The sequence below is a fragment of the Bacillus sp. BD48 genome (genome assembly GCF_046566805.1).
Classification (GTDB): Bacteria; Bacillota; Bacilli; order Bacillales; family Bacillaceae; genus Bacillus; species Bacillus safensis.
In genome coordinates this window covers 823289-848225 of the sequence record NZ_JANGFM010000002.1, presented here as the reverse complement: position 1 = coordinate 848225, position 24937 = coordinate 823289, and the positions used below count along the sequence as shown (strand labels likewise).

Sequence of the window (24937 nt, the reverse complement as noted above, 5' to 3'; positions counted from 1 at the left end):
GTGAAACGGTATGACATCAAGCAATCTGCATAAAGAAAAGCCTGCCTCTTTTAAAAGAGACAGACTATTTCTTTTCAGCCTTCACATTCACCTTTGGAATCAGGATGATCATCACGACGAGACCAAGGGCGATCAAGAAACCAAAGATCATCGGAAGCAGTGCCGATGTCTGCTTCTCATGATCATCGTCAGAAGGTGCTGATACAGCCGAATCACTAAAAGAGATATTCATCTCTTTCATCATGCGAGCTGGTGTTTTGGGCGGGTTCTCTTTTAGATCACTAAAAAGCTGAGGAGAAAGAGATCCACCCGGGGCTTTAGGCGGTTCAGCAAAATGAATGTCTGTTTTGATTTTTGACGTCGTTTTGCTTTGTTCGTATTTCGTTTGATCCCTCAATATACTCGAGTTAATATTGAGCTCCTTTTCCTGATATTCATTCGGCTTGACATTCGTATCCGTATCTTCACCAGCAGCGAAAGCAGCAGGGATGAGAAGAAAAAGGGAAACGGCAACGAGTACCGCCCCTTTCACGAATAGATTAAGCTTCATGAGTCACATCACGTTCCTCTGTTTTATCTTTCCATAGCTTTTTCACAAGCGGCACGACCATGAAAAGGACAGTTAAAATCACTAACCCTGTGACGCCCATTCCAAAGGTGTCCCCATTTCCATATTGGATCGAGAGGTACACGTCTGTCACTGGATTGGTAAAGTGGAAATTCGGCATCACCAAATCAATTAACGGTGCGACAAAGAAGAAAATAAGCGCCGTTGCTGCCATCCATCCGGCAATGGAACCGAAAAGGAAGGCCGTGCGAATAAAGGCAGAGCACGCCACTAATAACAAAATGGTGAAGATCGACCATTGAATGGCTTGATCATCTGCAAGTTTGTAAATGTTTAGTCCAAACAAGCTGATCATGAGTCCGACTAATAGATTTAGAATGCCAAACAGTGCACCTTTGACCAGCATCGGAGCTGACGCATAATACGAACTGAAAAAGCCAATTAACAAACTGCTGATCATCACAATGACCAAAATCACGACCGGCGGTACAGTCTGCGTTTTTTCTTCCGGCACATCGCCGCTTATTTTCAGTGGATTGGCTAAATGGTTATACACAAAGTTGCTGTTGCCTTGATCACTTAATGTATTTCCTAGAATCCCCTTTAAATCTTGCTGAACAAGCTTCGTAGAGTCGACATTCTTGCTCCAGTTTTCATTCAGCGTATCTGCTTTTTCTTGAACTGTTGTGACACTCTCTTCAATGTTATTCGTATAATCCGCCACCCCTTTTTGGCGGTCGGTTAACGAACTCATATTTTCAGAAAGACGAAGCACTTCCTGACCAATTGAATCCTGTGCACTGACTACAATTGAACTGCCAGCAAGATCTGCCGTATACACCGCATCCCCTTGATCAGCCATTTGCTCAGCTACATTGTCCGCACTTTCGGAGATTGTTTGTAATTCCTGTTCCATGCTTGCCTGCTGAGTCGTAATGTACTCCGCATAACCATCTGAAAACTTCTGCATCTCATCAATAAAAGTAGACACATCATCGTTTGATGTCAGCATCTGGTTTTTGAGTGTATCCCAGTTTTCTGTTTCTTCTTTTTTGATGGAGAGGATGGACTGGATATTCTCTTCTTTTGTGTCATATAGAGAAGAGTTATTAGATGGTTGATAGACATTTGCAATCATCAGCTCTAGCTGAGAGAGTTGATTTGAATAGTCCATTAATTTTTTAGTTCTTGTTGATTTTGTTTCGAACTTTTTCTCAAAAAGATGATCGCTAAAGGCATTACTAATCGGTGAGTTCCTGCGCTTCAGCTCTTTTACTTTGCTTACAATGGATGATTCTTGATTTTTGATTTCATTCGGAATGACGTTATATCGATCTTGTAACCATAGAATCATCTTTTCAAGTTTATCTACTTTTTTCGTCAGACTCTCAAGCTCTTTACTCATTTGACTCACTTTGTCTTTCAAATCATCATTATGAGTCGCAGCTTTTTCTTGAATTTTCTTTTTCACTTCATCTAAGCGAGTTGAGAGTGCTTTTAGGTCATCCTGCGATGAATTCTTGCTGCTGGTATCTGGCTGAGCAGGACTTTCACCGCTTTCACCTTTTTCCCCATCTTCAGTCGAAGGCGGTGTCTCCTGTTCTCCTAATTGATCCGCAAGGTCGTTCATTTCTATTGAAATTTGCGAGAGCTCATTTGTTTCTTCATCTAGGTTAATCCCAATCTCTTCTGGGTTTTCATTATCTTGATCTGACTGCCCGTCTTCATCAGAGTCAGCTGGCGGTTCCGGCTCGTCCATTAACTCTTGCCTTTTTGCCAATAGCTTTGTCTGCAAGGCTGATATTTTATTTCGATAATCTTCTAAGTAACGCTCTTCATACTTTTTAATCAGTTCTTCCTGAGACGTCTTCACAAGTTCCTTTAATCCCGTTGATTGCTTAGGAATAGCGTCTTCTCTCGACTTTTGAACAGATTGGATGGCGCTGTCAGTTGTTTTCAGCTGACTTTGTACCCCGTTGATGTCTGTTTTTAGTCCGCCCATTTGATCACTAAAGCTTCGGGCATTTTGGTTTTGAATGTCAGCGAGCTGTTTGAGCCCTTGCTGGATTTGCTTTTGGCTTGTTGATTGCGCTTTGATCAAGAGATCCTTTTGTTTGTCTTGATACTGCTGGTATTGATCGACTACTTTCACAAAATCCTTTAACTGGTTCTTTGCTTCTTCTGTTGTACTCAAGCCGTCTTTATATTGTTTCTGTGAATCGGCCATCGCATTTTTTAATTCTTCTATTTGTTTCTTCTGCTGCTGTACGGCATCTGATAGTTTGTTTGAGTTCGGTTTATAGAAGTTGTACATCGTGTTTTGGAATTCGACTTCTTTGCCGACAATATGCTCAAACTCTTCTCTTACATTGCCGATTTCCTGTGATACAAAACTCCAGTATAGCGTCGACATTTGTTCATTCATTTTCTTTTGTGCATTTTCCAGCTCTCTTTGCACTTTCTCTTTATTGACTGCATTGAGCTGATCTTGAATCGAAAATTGAATGGACGCCTTTTCAGGATGGTCTTTATCATAGCTCAGCACATTTTTAGAGAAGTCAGACGGAATATAGAGGACAGCGTCATACTTTCTGTTTTTCAGTCCATTTTCCGCCGCACTGCGATTCACTACAGTCCATGTATAGTCAGGACGCTCTGACAATGCTGCCACAACATCCTGTCCGAAACGAGCTGTGTTTTCACTTTCGCTCGCTCCCATATCCTCATTGACCACCGCAATATTACGGGTGGCATTCTTCTTCTGTTTTGCCGGGTCATCTCCAATCAGGTGGAAAAATAAAACCGGCAGCACAAGAATCAATATCATGGTGGAGATGATTTTGATGGAGCTTTTTTGCTGCTCTGTCATTGAACACTCTTCCTTTCTACCGCACATAAAGGAACCTGGATTTTCTTCTCTTTCCCGTTTTCAACCAAATAGCCGAAGCCTGGCTGAATCTCTGGTTCTTGTCTTGCATACGGAAGCGGTATGATGTTTTGCTCTGATTTTTTCATGAGTAACATGGCATGACGAACTTGTTTGATTTCGTTTGTGAGTGCATCATAGCCCTTACTGAACTCGGTATGATTCCCTGATGCGATCAGGCTGAAGCCCAGGTGCGCATATGACTTCATGAAATCAGCCAATTGATCTTGAAGACGCGGATCGATCGTCTGCTGAAAACGCGTAATGCCATCAATCACAAGCACAATTTGGGGAAATGACAGCTGATCGGTCTCCCCTCGGCGTACAGCTTCGACGTACATCTCTTCCCGCACCTTGAATAAGCGGTCTATTTCTTCTGCCCATTCGGTGATATCATCCTTTGTTTCAAGGTAATCGATGTTCTCTTCTTTTGCATAATGAGATAGACCCCGATCAATTGAATCAAAGACAGCCAGCTTTTCAGGCTTTGCCACTAAAAGCTGATCAAGCATCAGTTTTGTCACATTTGTTTTCCCGCGCTGCGTTTGACCGATGATGAGACAATGTTTATTCTTTTTCAAGTCAAAATAAACGGGTGCCACAGATTCCTCATCTAATCCGACTGGAATATCATAAGGCGGTTTTTGTTCATCTAAACGACTCTCAAGCTCCCAAACTGTCAGCTTATCAGGAAGCATTGGCACAGGCTTTGGTTTTTCAGCCGCTTCAAAGCGGTCATGAAGAAGCTGTATTTCTTGTTTCAAATGCTCAAACAATTCGAGATCGTTCTCTCCTTCAACTGGCAGGAACATTTGCGCAAAATAAAGCTCTTCTTTGTTAATAATGACTCGGCCTGGGACCGGCTCTAAACTAAATTTCGGTCTGCCAATAATCGAGTACGCCTCTCCTTGATCCATTAAGTAATGGACAATCTTTGTTTTCAGATTGTTCATCAGCGATTGACGCACTGCATTTACCCGGGTCGCTGTAATCAAGAAATAAATACCTAGTGATTGTCCGTCACGGCTCAGCTGAATAAATTCAGATTCGAGATCATGCATTTCGTCTTTGACAATGTCAAAGTTGTCAATCACGATAAAAATGAACGGAAGCTTTTTCTCATTTAAGGCGTTGTACATTTTGATATGACTCATTTCTTGCTGTCTGAATAACCGCTTGCGATATTCAACCTCTTCCCGCAGACGCTTCATTGATTTTTGGATCTTTCTCATCTGATCCATTAAGAAATAATCCGCCGTATGTGGCAGTTTGGCTAACGGAAGCAATGTTCCGTTTCCGAAATCATAAATATATGCATGCCATTCTTCAGGTGAATACCTCTCCGCAAAGCTCATCAGCAGTGTTGTAGCAGCAAGTGATTTGCCGTAGCCGGAGGAACCGAAGATGCCAATGTTCCCATCTTCCATCATTTGATAAGAAAGTGGATGCTGGCTTTGCTGATCTGGTTCATCGACAAGTGCAAAATGGAAGACATGCTCTTCACTCGACGCATAACGCGTTTTTGGAATCCGCTCTTCAAGCGGTGGAAGCCATGGACTTGGCAGCTTCTCAATTCCAAGCTCATGCTGCATACGTTCAATTTCATCTACAACAGCGGAAATCTCCGTCACTGTCTCTTTTTTCACTGCTGGCTCTGTGCTTACCCCTGATAACGGAATAAGACCAGTATCTGTCACAATGGCAATGTCATCTTCTGAGCCGTAGCCATCTTCCATATATGGTGCACCGCTCCAAGCCGATTGGAACAGTTCATAAATTTCATTGTTACCAACTTGTAAATAACCGCGGCCTGTGATGGTAATGGACGCTGCATCACTATTTTTCAAAATTTCCTTACTGTCTGACGCATCTTGCACTTTTAGTGCGACCTTAAAGCGGGAGTTACTCCAAATCTGATCATCAATGACTCCGCCTGGCTTTTGGGTAGCCAAAATGAGATGGACCCCGAGGCTTCGGCCGATACGTGCAGCACTGACAAGCTCCCTAATAAAGTCTGGCTCTTCACTTTTTAATTCAGCAAACTCATCAGAGATTAAGAACAAGTGAGGCATTGCCTGCTCAGCCTTTTTCTCCTTGTAGAGCTTCGTATAATCATTGATGTGATTCACATGATACTGATCAAACAGCCGCTGCCTTTTCTTCAATTCACTTTTAATTGAGGCAAGCGCTCTTTCACTAAAGTTCTTGCTGCCTTCAATATTGGTGATCGTTCCAAGTAAATGAGGAATATTTCGGAACGGCTGCGCCATTCCGCCTCCTTTATAGTCAATCAACAGGAAAGCAACTTCGTGCGGGTGAAAGTGTACAGCGAGCGATAAAATATATGTCTGTAAAAATTCACTTTTCCCTGATCCCGTTGTTCCCGCCAGCAATCCGTGCGGGCCGTGTGCTTTTTCATGCAGGTTCAGATCGACAATGTCGTTTTTCCCTTTATAACCGATTGGCACTGATAATGATTTGGCCGTTTCTGAAGTCAGCCATTTTTCACGAATGCCAATGTCGTCCACCTGTTTGGCATGAAAAAGATCAAGGAATGAGACCGTTTCAGGAATCGAATTGGTCATACCGACTTGATGGTCTAATGTTCTCAGTGTTCTGGCAAACAGTTCATTGTCCCCGCGCTGATGTGTATCAAGCTGAAACGGAATTCGTACCGCCTTCTTGTGCTGAATGAGAATATCTCCTTCTTCTTCGTTAATATAACGGACAAGCGTTGAGATATTTTCAGCTAAGCTTTCCTTTGTTTCTGCAGCAAAGAGAATGGAGATACCAAGGTCTGTCCGGCTGCCTTCTAAGTATTCTAAAATCACATGCTCAGCAATGAGCTCATGGTTTGTCACGATGAACACAAAATGAGGCGTAAAGATTTTCTTCTCTTTTTCTTCTTCTAAATCACGCTCACGTAAAATTTCATAGATTGAGGACAACAGCTGATCGCGTGTTTGCTCGTTGTAAATAAACCCTTTGCCATATGTATGAGGCAGCTGGAAGTGCGGAAGCCATTTCATCCATTCCCAATTCTCATACTCCTGCTCATGAAAGATAAAAACAAATCTCAAATCGTGATAGCTGTGTGAGAAAGCAAGCTGTCCGACAAGCTGATGAAGCTCATTTTTCACAATCGCAGGCTTCCCAATTAATCCTGTTGGACCATCCGCAAGACCGAATGTAATCGGGACATTCTTCACTTCACGATATACTTTTTGCATGTGCTGCGTTTGTTCCATTAAGTCATCAATATCTCGATTGGCCATATCGCCGCCGCTCATCGATAATTCATAGCTTGATGGGACTGCTCCCGTTCCAAGACGCAGATGCAAGAAGTCGTCACTTACAAGTGTCTTTTCCCAAATGCGGCCGCTGATTTCTGATGTTAAATACTTCATTTGTTCAAATGATGGATAATGATACGTCAAAATATATTGCTGGCGGTCATACAGCTCCTGCAGCTCTTTCCGTTTATTTTCTAAATAAAGAGAGTAGACTCGCTGCCGCTTCTCTTCTCGTCTTTTGCGCTGTGATTTTTCTTTAAAGTATTGAACGGACGATGTAATTAACGTCATGATAAACATCGCCATCGACACGACAATAAAGATTCCGCGCGGCTGGATAAGGGCGACAATCCCCATTACAAGGAGCATCACAAGCGGCGGCAGGACGACAAGCCAAAGCCCTCTGCTGTTATTTTCACTCTCCTGCGAAGGAAAGCTAAAGGATACCCGGTCATCTGGTAAATCATAAATCAAACGCGGTGTACGTCTGTATGAAGGGTATTTTTGTTTTGTCTCTGTGCTTGGCGGTCTTGTTTTTTCCAAACGTGTTTGAAAGGGTTCGTATGCTGTCACCTGTAATAAATCATCATCTTTAAATATCACCGTCAGAAAGTTCCAGAACAGCTCATCTCCGGCATAAATCTTCTCTGGACCGTGGATTTTCTTTCCGTTCACGTAAATCGTCTCGTCCTGAGGCATGACATACCATGTTCCTTCTATTTTCTCTAAAGTGAACTGGCTGGCATCTTGAAACATGGAATGAGCTTGTTCTTTCCACACATCAATTTCATCTTTCTCCTCACGTGAAAAAGACAGCTCGACTCTATTTCCTAGGTAATAAATATGCTGATCATGATGTGCATCCATTAAAATAAGTGTGAGTGAACCAAGCTGATATGGTTCATGTGGAAGTAATTTTCCTTTCTTCTCATCTCCCTGATAAATATAAAAACCATCATTCGGTTCATCAGGTGATAAACGAATTGCCCCTTCATCAAACGAAAGTGAAGGGATTGTCACCGTATGCTCTATTTCAGGTCCAATCAGAGCTTCTCGATTGAACTGCTCATCTAAACGGACGGTTTGATAATCCTCCTCATAAAAAACCCAAAGAAGACTCAAACGCTCCACCTCCTCGTGGGACAGCACCTACTGTCAGTTGTATCGAAAGAATTATTTCTTCTCATCTTTTTTCGTCTGAGAGGTTTTCTTTTTCGCTTCAGATTCTTTCTCTTGTTTCTCTTGATCGGCTTTTGACTGCTCTTTTTGTTCAGTAGCTTCATCTGTTTGGCTTGCGCCCGAGGAGTCACTCGTGCTTGTCTCCGTTGTTTCTTTTTCTTCATATTTCGCCATTTCCTTAATGATCGGATCTAGCTGTTTTTGTTTTTCTTCAGCAGAAAGGCTGTCATCGTTTTGAATTTCATTACGATAGGCGACGAGTGCCGTAAATATGTACCTGTCGTCTCCAAGCACCCGTGCAATATCGAGTGCTTCCTTGCTATTGCCTTGTCCAATATGAATCCAGAATAGGAAGTATTGCGGATCTGTCTGTAATGTGTACGTTTCTGTGATTTCTTTTTTATGCTGATCAAGTAAGAGGCTGCCTTGATTCGTTTGTACATACGAAATGGCCAGTTCATATTGAAGAGAGACTGGCATTTGATTGGCTGGATATTTCTCTAACGTATCCACCACTTGACTGTACTGCTTGTTGAGATAATATTTGTTTGCCTCGACGTACGCTTCTTGTTTTGGCATGGCAAAAAAGAAGGTGTAAATGGTGTACACCAAAGCAGGGATTAACAGGACAAGTAGACCTAGTCCGATGTATCGCTCAATCTTCCATTTCTTTTTAGGAATGGTTAAGAGCGTTTTTTCTTTCTTATCGATTGCTTCAATCTTTTGCTGAATCAAGGCAGACAATTCTTCCAGCGACTTCGTTTCACTGATTTCTTTTGCCAGCTCAGATAATTTCAACGTTTCATTGTAAGCCACATATTCTTGAAATTGATATTCATGGTCAACCACTCGAAGAACGACGGCCTTCACCTCTTTTAACAGGCGATGCTCATCGGTTTCATATGGCGGGATGCTTTCTTTAACCCCATAATGCAAAAATGCAGGAGCTAAGCCTTGATGAAAAACAATGTTTTCAGGAGAAACAATAGGATGCAGCCGCTTCACGTCGTGTTTAAGAACTGCATCGACAAGCTGGTATGAAAAAATCCATTTGCTTTTTTCATCCTTTGCATGGATGAAACGAAATTCCTGATAGGCAGGAGGCGGTTGTATAGAAATGATGACCTCATCTTCAGTTAATTGAATCTCTTTCTGAAATGAAGGATTGATGTCTTTGATCGGTGCCGCTTCTAAACCGTCTAAGAGTTTAATCGTCTCTTTTTGAAAAATAAAGGTATAGGTGCCTCCCTCTTTTTTCATGACTGCTTCTAATTGTTCTTCTAAATAGGAACTCTTTTTATCTGCCATTTACAAAAGTCCTTTCATAGTATTTCCAGCCTGTCTCCTGTGGTAATTCCACAGTCTGACAGCTTATATTCGCCTGAAAACACAGCTTTCTTATTGACTACTCGCACCCATCCGCCTTCTCGCTTTGGAAGTGAGATTTGTTTTGCCTGCCAGGCGATATGGATGACTTGTTTAATATGTAAATAATTTGATAGTCTCAAATCAAACACACTGCCATCATAATTTTTTAAGTCGATGGTAATATCGATATACACAAATTTCCACCTCACAAAATAGAAAGAGCGCCGGCATCCATTGACAGACTCGGCGCTTTTTCTGCATTTCACACTTAGAAAGGAAATCCCTTTGATTAGCCGCGGATTTGGCTTGCGATGTCTTGGTCAGTGCTTTCAAGTGTATTTGCCGTTTGATCAAGCTGATTGCTGACATCTGTTAATAGATCAGACATTTTGATAAATGAAGGCTTAAGCTGCTCGTATTGATCAGCAAATGCTTCACTAGAAGCACCTTCCCACATTCCTTTTAAATCAGAGATCATTCTATTTAGACGATCAACTTGGTTTAACACTTCTTGACTTTCAACACCATATTGCTTAGCGGTCGCTCTTAGTTCTTCTGGGGTTACGCGAATAATTCCTGACATATTCCTCATTACCTCCCGTGCATAGCCGCCATATAATGGGCTAATCCACTTATTTTTTGACGTTATTATTATAAAAACAGAAATGATACACAGTCAAACAAATCTGTTTTTATTTTACAAAATGAGTCTATAGAATTACTGTTTTTTCGCTTTTTATCTAGTATTTAACATTTTTTTGGTCATATATTCTTAATAAGTGTCCACCCACTTCGATGAACCTTTCCGCCTATTGATTTTTTACTACATTATTATTGTACTATTTCTTTTTCAACGTGCTTCAACATCCATGTGCTTGCTTCTCACACTTTTTGTTTTTTTAAGTTTATGGCAGTTTTTTGTTGATTTACGTACCCCATTCTCTTCATAATGTAAGTACGTGAAATATTCGAAAAAGCAGGGGTTTTTTATGACAAAAAAGACAGATCCGTTTAAGTATAGTCTTGATCGTTTAGAGGATGTGGCAGACCAAATTAGTGATGTGCTCAATTGCCCTATTACTATAGAAGATACTCATCATCGATTATTGGCATATAGCACACACAATGATTTTACTGATCCCGCCAGAACTTCAACCATTATCTCCCGCCGAGTACCGGAAAAAGTCATCAATCGGCTTTGGAAGGACGGCATCATTCCTACACTCCTTAAAACAGATGAACCGCTTCGTGTCCCTCAAATTGCAGAGGTGGGTTTATCTAGCAGGGTCGCCATTTCCATCTGGAAGGACAAAGAAGTGCTCGGATTTATTTGGGCGATTGAATCCGCACAGCCTTTTTCAGAAGAAGAAATGGACCTTCTCAAAATGGCAGCACATGCCGTGAAAAACAAATTACTCAATTTACAAATTCGAAAAACGAAAACAGAAGAACGCAATCAGGAGCTTTTCTGGAAGATGCTCACGGGGCATATTCATGAGAAGGATGAGATGCTTGACCTATTTTTAAGACTTGGCATCAGATGTCCAGACACATATGCCATCATCATCTTCCGTCTTCGTGATGAACTCACAGAGGAGACAGAAAAAAAGCTGTCCTATCTGCTTGAAACAACACAGCAAGTACAGGTACTGTTAACGACTGTTGATTTTCACGAATTCATTATTCTTGTCTCACCAAAAACAGAACATCCGCTTCAAGATATTAAACAATTCACAAGCGGCATGCTGCATCAGCTGGCGGACAGGTATCATATTCAGCATGTTCAAGCAGCGATTGGAGGAATTTACGATAACATCTCACATATTCAGCCTTCCTATAAAGAAGCACTTGCTGTATTAAAAACGAAAGAACGCTTTCCAGTTGAAACAGAACGTTTAAACAGCTTTTCCGAACTAGGCATTTATCAATATCTTGATGTGCTTGCTGAGAAGCGAAAGGGCTCTTCTTACTCCAGTTACTCTTTATCAAAGCTGGAGGATTACGACCTAAGGCATCATTCCAACCTCGTCGAAACCCTTGAACGGTTTATTGACTGTGACAGCAATGCCAATATTGCCGCAAAGCAATTAAACATCCACATCAATACCTTGAATTATCGATTAAAACGGATTACAGACATCGCAGAAATTGATTTAAAAAACATGAATGAGAAAATGACGATCTACCTTGATATGAAGCTAAAAAACGTCCATTTGTGAAATTTCACAAAGAGGCGTTTTTTTATTTTTTATTTCAACCGAAGAATTTTCTAAACTTTCAGGATACACTAGACATACAATATCAATAGATAAGCATAGGGGGAATAAACATGATCATCGGCATTCCGAAAGAAATTAAGAACAATGAAAACCGAGTGGCATTAACACCAGGAGCAGCTTCTCAATTGCTTTCAGCTGGACATCAGATTTTAATTGAAACAAACGCTGGTTTTGGAAGCGGATTCACTGATGACGATTATGTATCTGTTGGTGCAGAAATTCTTGATCAGGCGAAAGATGTATGGGCATCTTCTGAAATGATCATGAAAGTAAAAGAACCATTACCTGAGGAATATCCTTATTTCAGAGAAGGACTCATCTTATTTACGTACCTGCATCTTGCCGCAGAGCCCTCCTTGGCTGAAGCATTGAAACAAAAAGGTGTGACAGCCATTGCTTATGAAACAGTAACGGACGGAAAATCACTCCCTCTTCTCACACCTATGTCGGAAGTGGCAGGCAGAATGGCCGCTCAAATTGGTGCACAATTTTTAGAAAAGCCAAAAGGCGGAAAGGGTATTTTACTTGCAGGGGTACCAGGGGTATCAAGAGGAAAGGTCACCATTATTGGCGGCGGTGTTGTTGGAACAAACGCAGCGAAAATGGCGGTCGGTCTTGGCGCAGATGTCACCCTGATTGATGTAAACGCAGAACGCCTGCGTCAGCTGGACGACCAATTTGGACATCAAATGAAAACGTTAATGTCCAATCCTGTCAATATTGCAGATTCAGTCAGTGAGGCAGACCTTCTCATTTGTGCTGTGCTGATTCCTGGTGCCAAAGCGCCAACGCTTGTGACAGAAGAAATGGTGAAACAAATGAAGCCTGGTTCTGTCATTGTGGATGTAGCGATTGATCAAGGCGGCATTGTTGAAACCATTGATCATATCACAACCCATGATCAGCCTACTTATGAAAAACACGGCATTTTACATTATGCTGTCGCTAATATGCCAGGCGCGGTTCCGCGGACATCCACTGTAGCTTTAACGAATGTGACTGTTCCATATGCACTGCAAATTGCGAATAAAGGCGCTGCAAAAGCCATTAGAGAAAACAATGCCATCGCAGAAGGTGTCAATGTCATGAACGGGCATATCACGTACGAAGCGGTCGCTCGTGATCTCGGCTATGATTACGTACCTGTCAGCAAAGCCATCGATGCCTCTTTTATGACCGAAGCTTAATCAACTACCTGCCCTATTGATGGGCGGGTTTTATTGTTAACCTAAAATAAAAACAAGTTGACAAAAATCACTCTTCCCCTTAATCTATTTGTACAGATAAGACAGGGGGAAACATCATGCAAAAGAAGACAAGAACTGCTGACTTTGTACTAGTCGGAATGTTTGCTGCACTCATGGCTATCGGCGCCAATATCACATCCATTGTGCCGTTTTTACAGATCGGCGGAATTCCACTTACGATGCAGCCGTTTTTTTGTGTACTTGCTGGTCTCTTACTGGGCAGACGACTTGGCGCATTAGCTATGATTGTCTATGCCTTGGTTGGAATTGCTGGTGCACCTGTATTCGCCCAGTTCTCTGCGGGCTTTGGGGTCATTTTAGGGAAAAGCGGCGGCTTTGTATTATCGTACATCCCTGCTGCCTGGCTTGCTGGATTCATTCTAGAAAAAAGAAAAAACCCTGGCTTTGGCCGCTTTTTGCTTGCAGCCATTGCTGGTACGACCGTGATGTATGTGATCGGAACGACCTATACATACCTCGCACTAAATGTATGGCTCAATGCCCCGATTTCTTATCAAACCACGTGGTTCTTTATGATTTGGTTTATGGTAAAAGACTACGCATTGACCATATTACTTGCGATGCTGTCTCCTAAAATTTATCGCTCTGTTTCAAAAGCCACATCCTTTCGAAAACAAGAAGCCGCCTCATAAGTGCAGACTCATCAAGTTGATCATAGAAAAAAGAGCCTGTCTTCATTCAGGCTCTTTTTTCACCATTACTCAGCGTATCGATCTATGATTTCTTCCAGCATTCCTTCAAGCGTTTCTACATCTTCAAGATCTGATGGACTGAAGCGGTAGCGTGCAAGCTGTTCTCCTTCATTATACATCTCCTCAAGCCAGCCTCGCAGGCCTCTTGCTCTACGGTCGACTTCGAATACAATGTCTAATCCGCCTTCATCAATCAGAAAAATCAGCTCTAACTCATCAAGCATATAGCGATAGTAGTCTGATGTCGGAATGAACTCGAATTCTTGGACGAATGGCAGGCGCCGCTGAAAGTAAGGTGCTTGTTCACAGTCTGCTTCGTTCAGGTGGAAGCCTAGATTTCTAGTAGCCTCAAGTACATTTCTCACCCAAGGATGTGCTTCAACGAAAATGCGGTCATAGTCAGATTTATCGATCCCGCCTTGGATATCAAGGTCTGTCTCTACTGCAACTTCTACTTTTCCGATCGTCATCGGGGTATCAATAGGAAGATTAAATGAAAACGGAAATTCATGCTTTTCACTAGGCTGGATGGTAAAAGAATCCGTCACTCGTAAAGTATAGATGTTCGCATATTTTCTACGCTCTTCATCATCTTTCACAATCACATACTGTGTTTCAATCTTGACATTGATATAGCGGATGTCCTGAGCGATTTTCCCGCCCTTTACATGGACAGTTCCCGTTACTTCTTGTCCTGGATAATAAGCGTTTTTCTCTAAAATGGTATCTACTTTTGCCGCACCAATTCCTGCACTGGCCGCTAGTTTTTTAAAAAATGACATGTCCCATCTTCCCCTTTTCATTTTTATCAGCATATATACGTAAGATAAAGGAAGAAAGATTCATTTAATTCATACTTTTGTCCTAATTATTTTTTTCATCTACGAACAACAAAAAAGCTTATAGAAAAAACATCATCGTTTTCTCTACAAGCTTTTCATCTTACAGAATAATCGCCGCCAGCCAGCCGAACAGAACAAGCGGAATATTATAATAGATAAAAGTCGGGACACAAGTTCCCCAAATGTGGTGATGCTGTCCATCCATATTCAATCCAGATGTTGGTCCAAGCGTACTGTCACTTGCAGGTGAACCTGCATCTCCAACAGCCGCAGCAGAGCCAATAATGGCAATGGTGGCCATTGGGCTAAATCCTAAGTGTAAGCAAAGTGGAACAAAGATGGTTGTAATAATCGGAATCGTTGCAAATGATGATCCGATTCCCATTGTCACAAGCAAACCAACGAGCAGCATTAAAATCGCGGCAAGGCTCTGGCTGTTGCCGATAAATTGGGAAGATGCTTTGACAAGAGATTCAATATCTCCTGTTTTTGTTAAAACGTTGGCAAATCCAGCGGCAACAAGCATGACAAAACCAATAAATGCCATCATATTCATTCCAGATGTAATGAGTTCATCTGCTTCACCGCGTTTCATCATTCCAGTCACAAACAAGACAAGCAGTCCTGAGAGTGCACCGAAGATCATTCCTTCCACACCAAGGCTTTGTGATAGATAAAGCTGGACAATCAACGAAACGAGAATAGCAAGACCGGCAAAGAATAAGCTTTTTTTCGTATAAGCCGATTTCTCTACGTCTGTAATTTCACGATCCTCATATACCTTCGGCTTTCGATACACAAAAATGGAAACGATCAAACCAAGAACCATACCCGCAACAGGAATCAGCATGGCATACGGAATATCTGCTAAGTTTACAGTCAGACCCGCTTCTTTCATATTGTCACGAAGCATTCCATGGAAAATCTGTCCAAAACCGACTGGAAGTAATATATATGGTGCAGTGAGTCCGAAGGTCATGACACACGCTAGCAGTCTGCGGTCAATCTGAAGCTCGTTAAACACCTTTAATAACGGTGGAATTAAGACTGGGATAAAAGCAATATGAACAGGAACGACGTTCTGTGAAAAACAGGACACGATTAAAATGACAAGAACGATGAGCACTTTTGATAGTGTTTTCCGTCTTGAATCGCCTTCTTTTCCTAGAAGCTTCACTGCTCCTTCAACCATGGCATCTGGTAGACCTGTTTTCGTCAGCGCCGCAGCAAAAGCTCCTAATAGCGCATAACTAATCGCCACTGTTGCATTTCCTCCAAGTCCGTCCGTAAAGGCGTTTACTGTTCCTCCCAAGCCTAATCCACCTGCAAGTCCGCCAGCTAAAGCGCCTATTGCCAGCGCAATCACGACATTGACCCGCAGCAAGCTTAATATCAACATTAAAACAACCGCTAAAACAACTGCATTCATGGTGAAACCCCCGAAATCCTTTAGTTTACTAATGTAGTAGATAATTAAAGTACCAACGTATGTTACCATAGAAAAAAAACTTCGTCAAATGGCGTATGTCCTACATAAAAAAGCCCTGCCATGGCAGAGCCCAGCGTGTAGACAAACCCTCGCATTCGCCCGCAGTCCTGCGTACCGGTGCTCACGAATGTTCAATTCGCTCCGCTCCGGTACTCGTTCCTTCCTAGACTTCAAAGGTTTTCTATCACGCTGAAAAGAAGACAAAGAGCTAAAAAAGATTTTTTTAGCCCTTTGTCAACTACTTGAGCTCTGCCATCCGGCAGAGCCTTATCCTTTATTTCTTTCCTTCAAATCGTTCCACAAATGTAGCAAGTGATCTTACCATCACACCTGTTGCCCCTGTTGGTCCAAAGCATGAAGGTTTTTCTGTTGTTGCAGTTCCTGCAATATCTAAGTGAACCCAAGGTGTATCCTCTGCGAATTCACCAATGAAAGCACCTGCCATAATCGCATGACCATCACGGCCTGGTGAGTTATTGAGATCAGCCATTTTGCTGTTTCGTACTCGTTTTTTATCTTTTTCTGTGATTGGCAGCTGCCAGATCATTTCACCACATTCTTCTGATGCTTCTTTAAACTGAGCGAGCAGCTCATCGTTATTGGTCATCACGCCTGTTGTCTCATTTCCAAGCGCCACAATGACACCGCCTGTTAATGTGGCCACATCTACAAGGACAGAGGCACCGTGCTGCTTCGCATATGTCACCCCGTCTGCTAAAACAAGACGGCCTTCTGCATCCGTATTAAGCACTTCGATTGTTTTACCGCTTAGTGACACGATGACGTCATCCGGCTTCATAGCGTCTGCTGAGATCATATTATCGGTTGAGGCTATGACCGCAATGACATTTTGCTCTGGGCGCAGTTCTCCGATGATTTCCATTGCGCCTAAAACAGAGGCTGAGCCGCCCATATCTGTTTTCATGCCAACCATACTAGCTCTTGGCTTTAAAGAATAGCCGCCTGTATCATACGTGATGCCTTTACCAACAAGGCCGATGACGTCTGTCCATTCTTCCTTGCCTTGATATTTCAGCACGATGAGTTTTGGAGGTTCTGTTGAGCCTCTATTGACGGCTAAAATACCACCCATTCCGAGCTCTTCCATTTGTTCTTTATCTAAAATTTCAATCTCAAATTCGTATTTATATGCAAGCTCTGCCGCATACGAAGCCAGATCAGAGGATGTGAGCATGTTCGGCGGCATATTCACAAGGGTACGGGCCGAATTGACTGACTGTCCGTACACTTCGCCGACTTTCAAACTCGCCTGAATTTCAGCTGTATCATGATCCGTCGTAGCATAAACAAACTCGATGAAGCGATCCGGTTCATTTGTTTTATGTTTAAAATCCTGTAATTCATATGTAGCTAAAAGGCAGCTTTCAGAAAGGGCATGGGCTGCATCTTGAGCAGGCAGATCCTTTCCAATAAACGTATCCAGCAAGACAGAAACCGCTTGCTTTTTATCTTGATGAAGCTTTTTAAATAAATGGGCAAACACTTCTTTTGCCTCTTCAAACGTGTAATCTGATTCTTTCCCAAGCCCGACAAAATAAATGCGTTTGATGCCTGTTTCAGGGGATGGGAAAAACTTCGAAAGCTGATTTCGTTTGGATGAAATGTCGCCTTCTTTTAATAATTCAGTGATTCTTCCTTCAAGTAATTCATCCATTTCTTTTGCTTTTCCTGATAATTGGCTCTTTTGAAAAAGTCCGATCGCCAGTGTATCTTTATGCTGCAATTCATTTGTCGAGAAAAACATATTTATCACACGCTCCTTAATGAACTCCATTTTTCACATTGGAACTTCTATTATATCAAAATTTGCGTGCCTATACGATCATTGCCAGACTGTCTTTCCTTGATGAACATTTATATTTTCACACGCGGAAGGGTATCATGAAAAAGCGGCGAAAACCTGAGCAGCCTGTCCGTGTTCTCCTCGTTCCACATCTACTTTCTTTAATGTTATAATGAACATGGACTTGGCAGCATTTTTTACTGCTATCATTTTTTCATCATACTAGGATCTTTAGTCCATCATTTCGCACGATATTTTTTCTTAAAGAGAGGATGTTTCTTGTTCATGAGCGTACTGACGAATTTTCCGCTGCTTGCCAGCCTTGCAGCCATCTTTTTTGCTCAATTTGTAAAAGTACCGATTCAATTTATCATTTCTAGACGACTAGATTGGTCGCTCATTACAAGCACAGGCGGAATGCCAAGTTCACACTCCGCAGCAGTAACAGCACTCTCAACAGCAGTGGCTTTAGAGCACGGGCTAGATACATCAATCTTTGCCATTTCCGCCATCTTTGCCATTATTACCATGTTTGATGCGACAGGCGTTCGCAGACAGGCAGGAGAACAGGCGACTGTCCTCAACAAGCTCGTTACAGATTTTAACCGATTTGTTTCCGAAGCGAAGAATTTCCCAAATGCGGAAGAAAAAGAAAAGCAAAAGAAATTAAAAGAGCTTCTTGGTCATAAGCCGATTGAAGTCTTCTTCGGCGGCTTAACAGGAATCTTGCTGACACTCATCTTAGATTATTACTTCATGTAGAAGCGAAAAAGCTTTGGACCTTAAATGGCCCAAAGCTTTTTCATTCTTTATTGGCTTGAAACTGCTGACGGAATACTTGCATCGATTCTGCTTCATTGAGCTGATTTAAGTCTTTTTCCGTTAACGTCCCTTCACCCTTTTTGATGATATACACATCGAGTACTTTTTTACCCCATTCTCTATACACATCATCAACGGTTTCATAGTATAAATCAAGCTTATGGCCTTTAATGGCTTTCCCAGTATCTGCAACCACACCGTAGCCATAGTTTGGGATATACAATACCGTTCCAATCGGAAAGACAGATGGGTCCGCTGCCACTGTTGAATATAAATCACGTTTCACTTTGACGCCTGAATATGTAATGCCATATGCATGATGTTCCTTCGTTTTGCCTGTTGATTCCACACCTGCTGTATAGCCGGTTGCAACAACCTTCTGCTTCGGGTAATCGTTCCAATTAAACGCTTCTTCGAGAGAAACAGACCGCGAATCTTCACTTTTGAGTGCCATCGTTTCCCTTTTTGGCTGTTGAAAAAAAGAAGATACTTGCTTGCCCGCATCGGTCTCTTTCACCCATGCAGCTAAATCACTTGGTTCGACTCCAGATATGCCCGTAAAGCTTGTCAAAAGTGCGATCATGAATAGCGCTGTCATGAACAATCGTTTCATCCATGTTTTCATCTCTATTTGTCACTCCTCTACCCATCTATTTGTTTCCAAACAAAATGGAAACTATGCAAAGGAGAAACAAAAAAACCCACCTGCGTGTCCACAAGTGAGTTAAAACATTTGATACCCTCTTTTTCGAAGTGCATTAATGACAAAACCTGATGCGATCGCACCAATCAGGCCGCTTAATAAGATGATGATATCTGCCGCAGCGAGTGAGACAATCCGGTCTCCTATTCCTGAAAAAGCAGTGCCAGGCTCTCTTACATAAGCGATCATCTTTTGATTGTTAATAATGAAAAGGCATACAATTGGATATAAAATAGCCATAATCCATGACATTCTCAGCAGCATATTGAGCAAAAAGCCAATGCCAAAGAATAACACGAAAAATAAAATAACTGAAATGATAACGACTGGTAAACTGATCACTTCATCTCCACCCCCAAATATCCCATCATTAGTTTAACTTGGAAATAGAGATGAAGTCAATCAATGGAAAAAGCAGATCGATTAACGCTTCTTTCCTGTCCCTTTACATTCCTCACATGTTTCAGATCCGCCGAGCAATAGCTGAAAATACCCTTTTCCTGAACAATATTGACAGGTTGATGTTTTTTCCTTTGTTTGTGCATTCATATTGCTCACTCCTTAATCTAAATTTTCTGATAATTAATCATAACATATTTTGCTGCCGATGACCAAGTGAGAAAATATACCACAACAAATAAAAAAACGTGTATCACGAGGATACACGTTGTTGTCTATGATGGTTTAGAAGAACTTGAATTTTCCTTTTTTCAGAACAAGTCCTGGTCCGCCAACCATGAATAATGAACGGTTGTCGATGATTTTCTTCATTGCAGAAGCTTTTGTTCCTTGAAGTTTCTTACCAAACGCAACACCTACAGCGTCGTGTTCACCAAGAGAAGCAACTGTTCCTTTGATGTCTGGCTTAAAGCTTTCAAGAGATCCACCTTTTACTAGTGCTGCAAGGTTTTTCGCTACTGTTTCACCTTGCTGCATAGCAATTTGTGCAGTTGGTGGGTATGGACGGTTGATTTCTTCATTGATAATCAATGAACAGTCACCGATGATGAAGACATCATCATTTTCTGGTACACGAAGATCTGGAGAAACTTTTACGCGGCCGCGCATGTTTTCAAAACCAGCTTCTTCAACGATTGGGTTACCGCGTACACCTGCAGCCCAAACAACAGTTTCAGCTTTGATTTCTTCTGTATCATCGTCTTTTCCAACAATGATTCCTTCAGGCGTACATTCTTTGATCGCTGTACCGATTTTGAACTCAACACCTTTACCTTGAAGGTAGTTCATCGCATAGTCGATCAATTCTGGGTCGAATCCAGGAAGAGCTGTTGGCGCAGCTTCTACACAGATGATACGCACGTCTTTTTGATCAATATCATACTCTTTGCAAAGCTCAGGCACACGGTTTCCAAGCTCACCAAGGAACTCAATACCTGTGAAGCCTGCACCGCCGACAACGATCGTCAAACGCTCTGGGCGTTTTTCAGCATCCGTATTATACGTCGCAAATTGAAGCTCAATGTGCTCACGAAGCTGACGAGCAGAGTTGATGTTAGAGATTGAGAATGCATATTCTTTCAGTCCTGCAATACCAAATGTTTCAGGAACAGCACCAAGTGCAACAACAAGGTAGTCATAAGAAAGTTCGCCATCTGATGTCACAACTTTCTTCGCTTCCTTATCAATGCTTTCAACTGTTGCTTGTACAAAGTTGACACGGGAACTGTTAATCACATCTTTGATTTGATAACGACAGCGGTCATGATGAAGTGTACCTGCACTTGCTTCATGTAACCATGTTGTTTCGTAATGATAATTATGCTTGTTCACAAGAGTAATGTCCGCATCATTTGTGCCAAGCTGTTTTGTTAATCTTGTTACAGTCATTAATCCGCCATAACCTGCACCTAATACAACGATTTTCGGTTTATTCACTGGAATCACATCCACCTTTTTTAAATTTGCTGTAAAACGGATAAAGAATTACATATCGTTATTCTCAACCGCTTTGCGGCATTTTATGAAATTTAAACAAAAAAATAAGTATGTGAAAATCTGAACTTTCACCTACATAAAACGAAAGCATTTGACCGTATCCGACAAAAATTCATAAAAAATTAATATTTAGTTCCCTTAACAATAATAGCGAGTTCTGCTCCAATTTTCAAGGCTTTAAACTGAAAATCCTTAGGATAAACGGTCTTTCTCACTTTTTCCTCCGTTTCAAAGCTTCAGCATCAAAAAACGACAAGTTTTTCAAAACAAGTCAAACGACGATATGTGGTATGATATGATATAGTGATAACAATTTTCATTTGGGAGGATTAAAGGAATGCAAGAAGATTCTAAGGTATATGACATTACCGTTATCGGGGGCGGCCCAGTTGGATTGTTTACTGCGTTTTACGGAGGCATGAGACAGGCAAGTGTGAAAATCATTGAAAGCCTTCCTCAGCTCGGCGGTCAACTATCCGCTCTTTACCCTGAAAAATATATTTATGATGTGGCTGGATTCCCAAAAATCCGCGCACAAGAATTAGTTGATAACTTAAAGGAACAAATGGATAAATTTGATCAAACCATTTGCTTAGAGCAGGCAGTTGAAACGGTTGAAAAGCAAGCAGATGGCATCTTTAAACTTGTGACAAATCAAGAGATTCATTATTCTAAAACAATCATCATCACAGCTGGTAACGGTGCATTCCAACCGAGAAAGCTTGAGCTAGATGCAGCAGAATCATTTGAAGGAAGCAATCTGCATTACTTCATTAATGACTTGAACCAATTTGCCGGCAGACGTGTTGCCGTTCTTGGAGGCGGAGACTCTGCGGTGGACTGGGCACTCATGCTTGAACCAATCGCAAAAGAAGTATCCATTATTCACCGCCGCGATAAATTCCGCGCGCATGAGCACAGTGTAGAAAACCTGCACAACTCGAAAGTCAATGTCCTGACACCATTTGTACCAACTGAACTCATTGGTGAAGACCGCATTGAACAAATCGTGCTCGAAGAAGTCAAAGGCGATAAAAAACAAGTGCTTGATGTGGACGACGTGATCGTCAACTTCGGTTTTGTTTCCTCCCTTGGACCAATCAAACAGTGGGGCCTTGAAATCGAAAAGAACTCCATCGTGGTGAAATCTACAATGGAAACAAACATTGAAGGCTTCTATGCGGCAGGAGACATCTGTACGTATGAAGGAAAAGTCAAATTGATTGCAAGCGGATTTGGTGAAGCACCAACTGCTGTCAACAATGCGAAAGCCTACATGGACCCGAAAGCCCGTGTACAGCCTCTCCATTCCACAAGCTTATTTGAAAACAAATAAGAGCGGATCAAAAAAAGGAGTTCCCACTCGCGGAACTCCTTTTTCGTTTATTTAAAAATCCCAATATAGGCATTCGCCATTCCAAGCACCATTGCAGCAAGCAGTACCACAACAATCCCTGCCACAACCAAAATCACCCGATCCTTCACACGTTCCTTTTTCGGAAGCGGCTTCTCAATCCCGCAAGATGGACACGTTTTGGAACGATACGGAATCAATTCATGACAGTTCCTGCAATTGATTTGTTCACTCAAACCTCAGCAACCTCTTTTCTGACTACAGTTTATGTTTGGTTCTCATGATACTCTTTTCGAGGTGAAATAGCCAGTTGTTCGGGCAAGCTGTAACAAAATTGAGCGATTTATACATTGTTGAAGAGAAAATGAAGATTTCATCTGATCAACCCGATATAGGAAATGAAGAAGTTCATAATGAAGGATAGGTGTAAAGATGTTAAAGCGTTTAATGATCAGTTTGAGCTTATTACTGCTGATTGGTGGCTCAGTTGAACTGTTTGCAAAGGACTTTAACAAACGTAATGCTGAGTTCGCAGCAGGGTTGAATATTGATATTAATCAATTAGAACCTTTTTTAAGACATGTCTCCTCTTCGATTTTGGATTCTGGTTTGAATGATCAAGACATCAAACAGATACAGTCTGAAATAAAGAAAATGCAAAAGGACAATGAAACGAAAGAAATCGGTACGTTTGAAGTCATGTATCGCGGAGAACCAGCAAAGATTCGAGTTGAGGTGGAAGTACATGTGGAAGATGTCAATAAAGAAGTCTTGATCTATTTGTATAGTACACATGAGTTGATCTATGTCCTCGACAAAGAACTGTTAAAAATCGAAGAAGAAATATGAGAAAAAGATGCTGAGTGAGTGTCTTTTTTCTTTACTCTCAGCTCAATTAAAAAAGCCTCCTCGTTCGTGTTGTTTAAAAACAAACGAAACAAGCAGGCTTATCTTTATTCATGATCACATGTTTAACATTCTTCCGGCGTACCGGTATTCGTCGCTGTTCTGAAGGAAGAACCGCATCCGCATGACGCGATGGCATTCGGATTGTCGATGGTGAAACCGCCGCCCATTAGTGATTGTTTGAAATCAATGATGGTTCCGTTCATGATATCAAGGCTTTCGGAGTCGACAAGGACATTTATGCCATGCTGTTCAAACTGCGTGTCTTTCTCTGAGACTTCATGGTCAAAGCCCATGCCGTACGAAAGACCGCTGCAGCCGCCGCCTTTTACGCCAACTCGAAGGAACGCATTTTCTTCTTCATGTTCTTTCATCATATCTTTAATCTGCAGTGCAGCAGCTTCTGTAATGGTTACTGGTGTACTCATGATCATCCCTCCTTTTGACTGGATGTTTCTTTTCAATTATAAACGTGATGATGCCTTTTCTCAAATAAATGGATTAGAGATAAAATGTGCCGTCACAAATCGTTTCAGCAGGTCCTGTCATGAGCACGTGGTCATTGTCTTTCCAGCGAATGATGAGGTCTCCGCCTGCTAAATGAACGGTCATGTCTGTTTCCTTTTTCGCCTGACCATTCACGATTGTGGATACAGCCGCAGCGCAAGCCCCTGTTCCGCAGGCCTGTGTAATCCCTGAACCTCTTTCCCACACACGAAAATGCAGTTCTGTTTCACTGACAACTTCTACAAATTCTACATTGACGCCTTCTGGGAACATGTCGTGTTTTTCGATGATTGGTCCAAGTGTATGAAGCGGTGCTTTTTCAATGTCCTCTAAATAAAAAACGATGTGCGGGTTTCCCATTGAAACGGCCGTTCCATTTAAAACTGCCTTGCCAAAATCAAGTGCCTCATTAATCGTTGTGCTGGCCGGTTCACCAAGCATTGGCATCGCTTCTTTTTCAAAACGTGGTTTTCCCATATCTACTGTGACTAACTGAACGTGACCATCCTGAGCGTGAACGGTAGCTTCAACGAGTCCTGACAATGTCTCAATCTGGAACGTTGTGTCTGTCACAATTTGATGCTCATACACATACTTTGCTACGCAGCGCAGCCCGTTACCACAGTTTTTTCCCTCTGATCCATCATTGTTGAAAATGCGCATCTTCACAGGTGCAACATCTGATGGGCAAATCAGGATCATCCCGTCAGAACCGATTCCTGTATAAACAGAAGAAACGCGAATCGCTATCTCTGATAACTGTTCTTCTGGAAGCTGTTCCTTCATCTGATTGACGTAAATATAATTATTTCCTAATCCGTGCATTTTCGTGAATTGAAATGATGTCATGAGCTTCCTCCAAAAATGTTGTTTCTTTATAGTATAAAAGGAGTCGATTCAGGAGACAATCTTATCATCCCCCGTTTTTCATACATAGAAGCTCTTTGCTGCCATGGCAAAGGGCTTTTATTATGCATATGC

General features: G+C 41.8%; 22 protein-coding genes. 6 read left to right on the top strand and 16 right to left on the bottom strand.

From position 1 onward, the window contains the following. Positions 1 to 64: 64 nt before the first annotated feature. The 6 genes from essA to ACLGGR_RS09205 all read right to left on the bottom strand — a co-directional run bounded on the left by essA (position 65) and on the right by ACLGGR_RS09205 (position 9917). Entirely contained in the window at positions 65 to 550 is a 486-nt protein-coding gene (essA, locus tag ACLGGR_RS09230) for a type VII secretion protein EssA (protein WP_142945098.1), read from the bottom strand. Further along, a complete protein-coding gene (gene esaA, locus ACLGGR_RS09225) occupies positions 540 to 3437 on the bottom strand; it encodes a type VII secretion protein EsaA (protein ID WP_410972940.1) in 2898 nt (965 codons plus the stop codon). Before esaA ends, essA begins: the two co-directional genes overlap by 11 nt. Further along, the gene (essC, locus tag ACLGGR_RS09220; protein WP_410972939.1) at positions 3434 to 7909 is read right to left on the bottom strand and encodes a type VII secretion protein EssC; all 4476 of its coding nucleotides are present in this window, start codon (positions 7907 to 7909) and stop codon (positions 3434 to 3436) included. The genes esaA and essC overlap by 4 nt, the downstream gene beginning before the upstream one ends. A 51-nt stretch (positions 7910 to 7960) precedes the next feature. Further along, on the bottom strand, positions 7961 to 9274 hold the full coding sequence (gene essB, locus ACLGGR_RS09215) for a type VII secretion protein EssB (protein WP_410972938.1): 1314 nt from the start codon (positions 9272 to 9274) through the stop codon (positions 7961 to 7963). A 14-nt stretch (positions 9275 to 9288) separates the two neighbouring features. Further along, positions 9289 to 9528 carry an ESX secretion system protein YukD gene (yukD, locus tag ACLGGR_RS09210; protein ID WP_003213579.1) on the bottom strand — a complete coding sequence of 80 codons (240 nt, stop codon included), beginning with the start codon at positions 9526 to 9528 and terminating at the stop codon, positions 9289 to 9291. A gap of 95 nt (positions 9529 to 9623) precedes the next feature. After that, positions 9624 to 9917 carry a WXG100 family type VII secretion target gene (locus tag ACLGGR_RS09205; RefSeq protein WP_003213769.1) on the bottom strand — a complete coding sequence of 98 codons (294 nt, stop codon included), beginning with the start codon at positions 9915 to 9917 and terminating at the stop codon, positions 9624 to 9626. Positions 9918 to 10323: 406 nt separating this feature from the next. Between ACLGGR_RS09205 and adeR the strand changes: the two genes are divergently transcribed. The 3 genes from adeR (at position 10324) to ACLGGR_RS09190 (ending at position 13513) form a co-directional block, all read left to right on the top strand. After that, complete coding sequence (adeR, locus tag ACLGGR_RS09200) at positions 10324 to 11553, top strand: sporulation transcriptional activator AdeR (RefSeq protein ID WP_048237340.1); 1230 nt, start codon at positions 10324 to 10326, stop codon at positions 11551 to 11553. A 110-nt stretch (positions 11554 to 11663) separates the two neighbouring features. Further along, on the top strand, positions 11664 to 12800 hold the full coding sequence (gene ald / locus ACLGGR_RS09195; RefSeq protein ID WP_142945102.1) for an alanine dehydrogenase: 1137 nt from the start codon (positions 11664 to 11666) through the stop codon (positions 12798 to 12800). Positions 12801 to 12916: 116 nt separating this feature from the next. After that, the gene (locus tag ACLGGR_RS09190) at positions 12917 to 13513 is read left to right on the top strand and encodes a biotin transporter BioY (protein ID WP_410972937.1); all 597 of its coding nucleotides are present in this window, start codon (positions 12917 to 12919) and stop codon (positions 13511 to 13513) included. Positions 13514 to 13578: 65 nt separating this feature from the next. On the opposite strand, the gene ACLGGR_RS09185 is transcribed toward ACLGGR_RS09190, so the two are convergent. The 3 genes from ACLGGR_RS09185 to ACLGGR_RS09175 form a co-directional block, all read right to left on the bottom strand. Continuing rightward, positions 13579 to 14355: a sporulation protein gene (locus tag ACLGGR_RS09185; RefSeq protein ID WP_410972936.1), complete on the bottom strand. Its 777-nt coding sequence runs from the start codon at positions 14353 to 14355 to the stop codon at positions 13579 to 13581. A 160-nt stretch (positions 14356 to 14515) separates the two neighbouring features. Then, on the bottom strand, positions 14516 to 15844 hold the full coding sequence (locus ACLGGR_RS09180; protein WP_251215842.1) for a Na+/H+ antiporter family protein: 1329 nt from the start codon (positions 15842 to 15844) through the stop codon (positions 14516 to 14518). Positions 15845 to 16178: 334 nt separating this feature from the next. Next, positions 16179 to 17669 (bottom strand): leucyl aminopeptidase, encoded by a 1491-nt coding sequence (locus tag ACLGGR_RS09175; protein ID WP_048237344.1) that lies wholly within the window; start codon positions 17667 to 17669, stop codon positions 16179 to 16181. Between the two features lie 324 nt (positions 17670 to 17993). On the opposite strand from ACLGGR_RS09175, the gene ACLGGR_RS09170 reads away from it, so the two are divergent. After that, positions 17994 to 18470 carry a divergent PAP2 family protein gene (locus tag ACLGGR_RS09170; protein ID WP_024423347.1) on the top strand — a complete coding sequence of 159 codons (477 nt, stop codon included), beginning with the start codon at positions 17994 to 17996 and terminating at the stop codon, positions 18468 to 18470. A 40-nt stretch (positions 18471 to 18510) separates the two neighbouring features. On the opposite strand, the gene ACLGGR_RS09165 is transcribed toward ACLGGR_RS09170, so the two are convergent. From ACLGGR_RS09165 to ACLGGR_RS09150, 4 genes are all read right to left on the bottom strand, one after another. After that, positions 18511 to 19155: a 3D domain-containing protein gene (locus ACLGGR_RS09165; protein WP_410972935.1), complete on the bottom strand. Its 645-nt coding sequence runs from the start codon at positions 19153 to 19155 to the stop codon at positions 18511 to 18513. A gap of 99 nt (positions 19156 to 19254) precedes the next feature. Further along, positions 19255 to 19575 carry a YuiB family protein gene (locus ACLGGR_RS09160; protein WP_039181171.1) on the bottom strand — a complete coding sequence of 107 codons (321 nt, stop codon included), beginning with the start codon at positions 19573 to 19575 and terminating at the stop codon, positions 19255 to 19257. 81 nt (positions 19576 to 19656) lie between these two features. After that, complete coding sequence (locus ACLGGR_RS09155) at positions 19657 to 19782, bottom strand: YuiA family protein (protein WP_157840088.1); 126 nt, start codon at positions 19780 to 19782, stop codon at positions 19657 to 19659. Between the two features lie 135 nt (positions 19783 to 19917). After that, on the bottom strand, positions 19918 to 21135 hold the full coding sequence (locus ACLGGR_RS09150; RefSeq protein ID WP_162473404.1) for an NAD(P)/FAD-dependent oxidoreductase: 1218 nt from the start codon (positions 21133 to 21135) through the stop codon (positions 19918 to 19920). Between the two features lie 391 nt (positions 21136 to 21526). On the opposite strand from ACLGGR_RS09150, the gene yumC reads away from it, so the two are divergent. Continuing rightward, positions 21527 to 22525 carry a ferredoxin--NADP reductase 2 gene (gene yumC, locus ACLGGR_RS09145; RefSeq protein WP_034282604.1) on the top strand — a complete coding sequence of 333 codons (999 nt, stop codon included), beginning with the start codon at positions 21527 to 21529 and terminating at the stop codon, positions 22523 to 22525. Between the two features lie 47 nt (positions 22526 to 22572). Here the strand turns inward: yumC and ACLGGR_RS09140 are convergent, their stop codons facing one another. Next, positions 22573 to 22779, bottom strand: coding sequence for a hypothetical protein (locus ACLGGR_RS09140; RefSeq protein WP_024425965.1), 207 nt, complete (start codon positions 22777 to 22779; stop codon positions 22573 to 22575). Between the two features lie 196 nt (positions 22780 to 22975). On the opposite strand from ACLGGR_RS09140, the gene ACLGGR_RS09135 reads away from it, so the two are divergent. Then, a complete protein-coding gene (locus tag ACLGGR_RS09135) occupies positions 22976 to 23392 on the top strand; it encodes a hypothetical protein (protein ID WP_410972934.1) in 417 nt (138 codons plus the stop codon). A gap of 122 nt (positions 23393 to 23514) precedes the next feature. On the opposite strand, the gene ACLGGR_RS09130 is transcribed toward ACLGGR_RS09135, so the two are convergent. After that, positions 23515 to 23877, bottom strand: coding sequence for a HesB/IscA family protein (locus ACLGGR_RS09130; protein ID WP_024423354.1), 363 nt, complete (start codon positions 23875 to 23877; stop codon positions 23515 to 23517). 73 nt (positions 23878 to 23950) lie between these two features. After that, entirely contained in the window at positions 23951 to 24805 is an 855-nt protein-coding gene (gene dapF, locus ACLGGR_RS09125; protein WP_046313318.1) for a diaminopimelate epimerase, read from the bottom strand. Between the last annotated feature and the right edge of the window lie 132 nt (positions 24806 to 24937).

Coding starts and splice junctions, on each gene's coding strand:
- ACLGGR_RS09185 (WP_410972936.1), bottom strand. CDS start 14,355: ATGTCATTTTTTAAAAAACTAGCGGCCAGTGCAGGAATTGGTGCGGCA.
- ACLGGR_RS09180 (WP_251215842.1), bottom strand. CDS start 15,844: ATGAATGCAGTTGTTTTAGCGGTTGTTTTAATGTTGATATTAAGCTTG.
- ACLGGR_RS09130 (WP_024423354.1), bottom strand. CDS start 23,877: ATGAGTACACCAGTAACCATTACAGAAGCTGCTGCACTGCAGATTAAA.
- essB (WP_410972938.1), bottom strand. CDS start 9,274: ATGGCAGATAAAAAGAGTTCCTATTTAGAAGAACAATTAGAAGCAGTC.
- ACLGGR_RS09165 (WP_410972935.1), bottom strand. CDS start 19,155: ATGAAAACATGGATGAAACGATTGTTCATGACAGCGCTATTCATGATC.
- ACLGGR_RS09205 (WP_003213769.1), bottom strand. CDS start 9,917: ATGTCAGGAATTATTCGCGTAACCCCAGAAGAACTAAGAGCGACCGCT.
- ACLGGR_RS09175 (WP_048237344.1), bottom strand. CDS start 17,669: ATGTTTTTCTCGACAAATGAATTGCAGCATAAAGATACACTGGCGATC.
- ACLGGR_RS09170 (WP_024423347.1), top strand. CDS start 17,994: ATGAGCGTACTGACGAATTTTCCGCTGCTTGCCAGCCTTGCAGCCATC.
- esaA (WP_410972940.1), bottom strand. CDS start 3,437: ATGACAGAGCAGCAAAAAAGCTCCATCAAAATCATCTCCACCATGATA.
- dapF (WP_046313318.1), bottom strand. CDS start 24,805: ATGACATCATTTCAATTCACGAAAATGCACGGATTAGGAAATAATTAT.
- essA (WP_142945098.1), bottom strand. CDS start 550: ATGAAGCTTAATCTATTCGTGAAAGGGGCGGTACTCGTTGCCGTTTCC.
- ACLGGR_RS09190 (WP_410972937.1), top strand. CDS start 12,917: ATGCAAAAGAAGACAAGAACTGCTGACTTTGTACTAGTCGGAATGTTT.
- yumC (WP_034282604.1), top strand. CDS start 21,527: ATGCAAGAAGATTCTAAGGTATATGACATTACCGTTATCGGGGGCGGC.
- ald (WP_142945102.1), top strand. CDS start 11,664: ATGATCATCGGCATTCCGAAAGAAATTAAGAACAATGAAAACCGAGTG.
- ACLGGR_RS09135 (WP_410972934.1), top strand. CDS start 22,976: ATGTTAAAGCGTTTAATGATCAGTTTGAGCTTATTACTGCTGATTGGT.
- adeR (WP_048237340.1), top strand. CDS start 10,324: ATGACAAAAAAGACAGATCCGTTTAAGTATAGTCTTGATCGTTTAGAG.
- ACLGGR_RS09155 (WP_157840088.1), bottom strand. CDS start 19,782: ATGAATGCACAAACAAAGGAAAAAACATCAACCTGTCAATATTGTTCA.